General features: G+C 68.2%; 5 protein-coding genes. All 5 read right to left on the bottom strand.

What is annotated here, in order from left to right; genetic code table 11:
* A partial coding sequence (locus tag WBP48_RS02450; RefSeq protein ID WP_424435558.1) for a serine/threonine-protein kinase occupies window positions 1-829 on the bottom strand: 829 nt, incomplete at its 3' end.
* Window positions 826-2,286, bottom strand: a complete 1,461-nt coding sequence (locus WBP48_RS02445; RefSeq protein WP_424435555.1) for a peptidoglycan D,D-transpeptidase FtsI family protein — start codon at window positions 2,284-2,286, stop codon at window positions 826-828. The genes WBP48_RS02445 and WBP48_RS02450, both read right to left, overlap by 4 nt.
* Window positions 2,287-2,446: 160 nt before the next feature.
* Window positions 2,447-3,772 (bottom strand): FtsW/RodA/SpoVE family cell cycle protein, encoded by a 1,326-nt coding sequence (locus WBP48_RS02440; RefSeq protein WP_424435561.1) that lies wholly within the window; start codon window positions 3,770-3,772, stop codon window positions 2,447-2,449.
* Between the two features lie 59 nt (window positions 3,773-3,831).
* Window positions 3,832-5,085 carry a Stp1/IreP family PP2C-type Ser/Thr phosphatase gene (locus tag WBP48_RS02435; protein WP_424435552.1) on the bottom strand — a complete coding sequence of 418 codons (1,254 nt, stop codon included), beginning with the start codon at window positions 5,083-5,085 and terminating at the stop codon, window positions 3,832-3,834.
* Window positions 5,086-5,096: 11 nt separating this feature from the next.
* Window positions 5,097-5,480: FHA domain-containing protein FhaB/FipA (locus WBP48_RS02430; protein WP_424435549.1), on the bottom strand; the 384-nt coding region annotated here is incomplete at its 5' end.

Genomic DNA, 5,480 nt, shown 5'->3' with positions numbered 1-5,480 from the left:
CCCCTGCGACGTCGCCGCGCCGCAGCGCGGTCGCCGCGCGCGCGACGGCCGACGCGGTGGCAGGCCTGTCTTCGGGCTTCTTCGCGATCATGCTCATCACGAAGGCCTGCACGGACTCGGCGATGGTGGGCGGCAGCGGCGGAGGTGCGTCGTTGATCTGCGCCATCGCGATCGCGACCTGCGACTCACCGGTGAAGGGGCGCCTGCCGGCGAGGCATTCGTACGCGACGATGCCGAGCGAGTAGATGTCGGTGGCGGGGGATGCCGGGTGCCCCGACGCCTGCTCCGGCGAGAGGTACTGCACGGTGCCCATGACCTGTCCGGTCGCCGTCAGCGGCACCTGATCGGCGATGCGGGCGATGCCGAAGTCGGTGATCTTGACGCGGCCGTCGGGGGTGATGAGGAGGTTTCCGGGCTTGATGTCGCGGTGCACGAGGCCTGCAGCGTGCGCGGCCTGCAGCGCAGCCGCGGTCTGGGCGACGATGTCGAGCGTCTTGTCGGTCGAGAGCGACCCGTCCCGCTCGAGGATGGTCGAGAGCGCCTCACCGGGGACGAGCTCCATCACGAGGAAGGCCGAGCCGTTCTCCTCGCCGTAGTCGAAGACGCTCGCGATGCCTTCGTGGTTGACGAGCGCCGCGTGACGGGCCTCGGCGCGGAAGCGCTCGAGGAATCCAGGGTCGCCCATGTACTCGTCTTTGAGGATCTTGATCGCCACCGTGCGCCCGATCACGTGATCGGTGGCCTCCCAGACCTCGCCCATGCCGCCGATCGCAATTCGTGAGTCCAGCTCGTAGCGCCCACCGAAACTCACACCCTGTGTCGGTCTCATCTGCTCAGCACCGCCTCAATGACTTTCTTCGCGATTGGAGCCGCGATTCCGTTGCTCGTGCCGTGCTGGCCGAGTCCTCCACCGTTTTCCACCATGACGGCGACGACGACCTTGGGATCGTCAGCCGGCGCGAAGCCGGTGAACCACAGCGTGTACGGATCCGAAGGACCGTGCTCGGCGGTACCGGTCTTGCCGGCCACGTCGACCCCGTCTATTCTTGCACCGCTCGCCGCGCCGTCACTGACATTGGCGACCATCAACGACGTCATCGTCGCGGCGTCGGCGGTGCTCAGGGCGCGGCCGAACTCGGTGTTCGCGAAGGTCTGCTGCACGGTGAGATCGGCCGCCACGACGCGGTCGACCATGCGGGGATTCATGACGACGCCGTGATTGGCGATGCCGGCCGCGACCATCGCGATCTGCAGTGGCGTCGCCTGCACGTCGCCCTGTCCGAAGCCGGTCAGAGCCGTCTTGTCGTCGGAGAGCTGTCCCGTGGGATACACGGAGGCAGTGACGGCGAGCGGGATGTCGAAACCCGAGTTGAAGCCGTACTTCTCCGCCTCGTCGCGGATCGCGTCGTCGCCGAGAGCGACTGCCAGCTGCGCCATCGGGATGTTGCAGCTCAACCGCAGCGCCGTGGCGATCGAGACCTCGTCACCGGGGCCGCAGGTCCCACCGTCGAAGTTGCTGATCGCCGTCGACGTTCCCGGCAGCGTGTACTGCGCAGGGTTCGGGAAGGTCGAGTCCGGGGTGTACCTGCCCGACGCGAGCGCCGCCGAGGCGATGACGAGCTTGAACGTGGACCCCGGGGGATTGAGCGTGCCCTCGATGGTGCGGTTCCACAGCGGGTTGAGCGCGTCCGCGACCAGTTGGTCGTAGGTGTCGTTCACCTGCGCGGCATTGTGGACGGCGAGGGCGTTCGGGTCGTAGCTCGGGCTCGTGACCATCGCGAGTACGCGCCCCGTCGACGGCTCGAGCGCGACGACGGCACCCTGGTAATCGCCCAGCGCGTCGTAGGCGACCCGCTGCACCTCGGGATCGAGCGTCAGCAGCACGTTCGACCCGCGTGCCGGCTGTCCGGTGACGATCTGCTCGACGCGCGAGAGGAACTGCGAGCTGGCGGTGCCCGACAGCTCCCGGTTCATGGCCTGCTCGAGACCTGTCGCGGACTGCAGCAGCGGATTGAGGTAGCCGGTCACCGGCGCCCACATCTCGGCATCCGCGTACTGGCGCTGCCACGTGTAGATGTCGTTGCTGGGCACCGACGAGGCGACGATGGCGTCGCCGGCGATGATCGAGCCGCGCTGCACCTCGAACGAGTCGTACAGGGCCCGCTTGTTGCGGGTGTTCTCGCCGAGCTCGCCCGCCTGGACGACTTGGATCCAGCTCGTCGCCCCGAACAGCGCGAGGAACATCGCCAGCATGACGATGGACAGGCGGCGGAGCTCTTTTGTCATGAGGGGATCGCCTCCTCCGGTGTCCCTACCCCCGGTGATCGAGTGCCGGCGCGCCAGCGCCGGTGTATCGAGATCACAGCGTGTGACTCGGTTGCGATGGTCTCGATACGCCGCGACTTCGCCGCGGCACTCGACCAGCGGTGGGGTGTGATCGGGGTCGTCACCCGATCACCACCCGGGGGCGGGAGCGCACGGCATCCGAGATGCGCAGCAGGAGCGCGACGATGATCCAGTTCGCCACGAGCGACGAGCCGCCCGCCGCGAGGAACGGGGTCGTGAGGCCGGTCAGGGGGATGAGGCGCGTCACTCCCCCGACCATGATGAACACCTGCAGCACGACGGTGAACGACAACCCCGTCGCCAACAGCTTTCCGAAGTCGTCCTGCCCCGCGATGCCGATGCGGATGCCGCGGCTCGCGAACACCATGTACAGGCACAGGATCGCGAAGACGCCGATGAGGCCCAGTTCTTCGCCGAGGCTCGGGAAGATGTAGTCGCTCTGCGAGAGCGGGGTCAGCCCCGGGCGTCCGCGGCCGAGCCCGGTCCCGAGCAGTCCCCCCTCCGACAGGCCGAAGATCCCGCTGACGAGCTGGTAGCTGCCGCCGGTGCGGTCGATGATCTCGGGGTTGAACGCGTCGATCCAGTTCTGGAAGCGCCAGCCGACGTAGGTGAGCAGCTGCGACGCGATCGCCGCCCCGCCGATGGCGAGGACGACACCGATGACCGCCCAACTGGTCTTGCCCGTCGCGACGTAGATCATCGCGATGAACATGCCGAACATCAGCAGTCCGGTGCCGAGGTCGCGCTGCAGGATGATGATCGCCATCGAGGCGACCCAGATCAGCAGCAGCGGGCCCAATTCGCGCGGCCGCGGCCACGTGATCCAGAGGAAGCGCGTTCCCACTGAGCTCAGCGCCTCGCGCGTGCGCACGAGGTAGCCCGCGAAGAAGATCGCGAGGCAGATCTTGGCGAGCTCACCGGGCTGGAACGAGAAGACCCCGCCGATCGAGACCCAGACGTCGGCGTTCGCGTCGGTGCCCAGCCCCGGCACGAACGGCAGGAGCAGCAGAAGGATGCCGGCGAAGCCGAACACATAGGTGTAGCGGAACAGCACCCGGTAGTTGCGCAGGAACAGCACGATCGCGACGGCGCTCGCCAGCGCGATGCCGAGCCAGACGAGCTGGCGCGTCGAAAGCGCATCCCACCCGGAGGCGCTCTTCTCGATGTCGATGCGGTAGATCATCGCGAGCCCCAGGCCCGAGAGGACCGTCGCGATGGGGACGACGAACGGGTCGGCCTGCGGGGCGCGGTAGCGCAGCACGACGTGCAGTGCCAGCACGACGATGCTGAGGCCACCGCAGTAATAGAGGAATGTCCAGTCGATGTGTTCGAGGGCGCCCAGCTGCACGAGCGCGACGGCGGCACCGTTGATGAAGAACGCGAACAGCAGCAGTCCGAGTTCGCGATTGCGCTGGGTCTGCGGCATCCGCAGGCGTCGCAACGCCTTCACGACGGTCGTGTCGGTCCGGCCGGTGTCGGTGGCGGTCACGGTGCGTCCTCCGCACTCTGGCTCTCGACACTCTGACGAAGGGTGTCGACGATCGCCACGGCGTCGCCGAGCGATCGGGCCGAGATCGTCTCGGTCACCTGGAGGCGCTGATAGAACTGCAGATCCGACAGCAGGATGCCGGTGTCTTCGTACACCGACGAGAGCGAGATCGGGCCGAGATCCTGCTGGATGCCGCGGTAGATCACGACCGTGTCGTCGTCGGTGCCGACGAAGTACCGGGATTGGGTCCAGTTGTAGGCACCGAGGAGTGCCGCCGTCAGAGCGGCGAGGATGATGACCAGGCCGACGATCCACCACACGCGGCGGCGCCGTGCGCGGCGCCGGTCCTCCTCGATCAGCTCTTCGAGGAACTCGGCGGCCGGCTCGAAGTGGGTGGGCTCGTTCGCGGCCTGACGGTTCGGGTGCAGCCAGCTCGTGCGGCCGGTGCGCGCGGCGGGCACCTCGATGCCCCGCGGGTTCGAGGCCGAGCCCACGATCGTCGGCGTGCCGCTGACCATCGGATGGCTGCCGCCCACGTCGACGATGACGACCGTGACGTTGTCGGGCGCCCCGGCATCCAGCGCCTGCTTCAACAACAGGTCGGCGGTACGACCTGGCGGCAGCTTGTGCGCCAGGACCCGGGCGGTATGGGCGTCGTCGATGACGCCGGACAAGCCGTCGGAGCACAGCAGCCACCGGTCGCCGGGCTCGGTAGGCATGATGAAGGTGTCGACCTCGGGGTCGGGGTCCATGTCGCCGAGCACCCGCATGAGCACGGAGCGGCGCGGGTGGTAGCGCGCCTCTTCGGGTGTGATGCGTCCGGAGTCCACGAGGCGCTGCACGAACGTGTGGTCGGTCGTGATCTGGGTGAGCGCGTCGTCGCGGTAGAGGTAGATGCGAGAGTCGCCGATGTGGGCGATCACGGCATAGTCGTCGACCATGACGAGGGCGCTGACGGTCGTGCCCATGCCGGCGAGCTCTGGGCGCTCGGCGACGGTGTCGATGAGGACGGATGCCGTGGACCCGATCGCGTCCTGCAGGGCGCGCTCGGCATCGGAGGTCGTCGCGTACGTGTGGTCGAGGTCTTTCAGCCGGTGCACGGCGATGCTCGAGGCGACATCGCCGCCGGCATGGCCGCCCATGCCGTCGGCGACGACGAACAGGTTCGAGCCGGCGTAGCCCGAGTCCTGGTTGTTGGAGCGTACTTTTCCCGTGTGGGAGATCGCGACGCTCGACCCCTCGAAGACCATGCCCGCGCCGGTTACTTCCGCAGCTCGAAGGTCGTCGCGCCGACCTTGATCGGGGCGCCGACCCGCACCGGGACGGGCGTGCTCACGCGGTGGCCGTCGTGCCAGGTGCCGTTGGTCGAGTCGAGGTCCTGGATCATCCACTGGTCGCCCCACAGCAGCAGGCGAGCGTGGTGGCTGGAGGTGTAGTCGTCCCGGATGACCAACCCCGACTCGCTGGAGCGTCCGATGGTGAGCGCTTCGGTGCCGAGGGGAAGCTCCAGGCCCGCCTTGGGTCCGCTCGTGATGACGATGCGAGAGACGGCGTCGCGGGTGGCCTTGTGCGATCCCGACGGCGCCGACGCGCTCGCCGCGGCGGGAGCGAGCGGGGCGGAGGTTCCTCGCGCGGGGGTGGTGGG

It is taken from the genome of Microbacterium sp., from assembly GCF_049661145.1.
In the GTDB taxonomy this organism is placed as follows: domain Bacteria; phylum Actinomycetota; class Actinomycetes; order Actinomycetales; family Microbacteriaceae; genus Microbacterium.
Note: the sequence above shows the minus strand (reverse complement) of the source record. Positions and strands in the feature narration are given on the sequence as shown.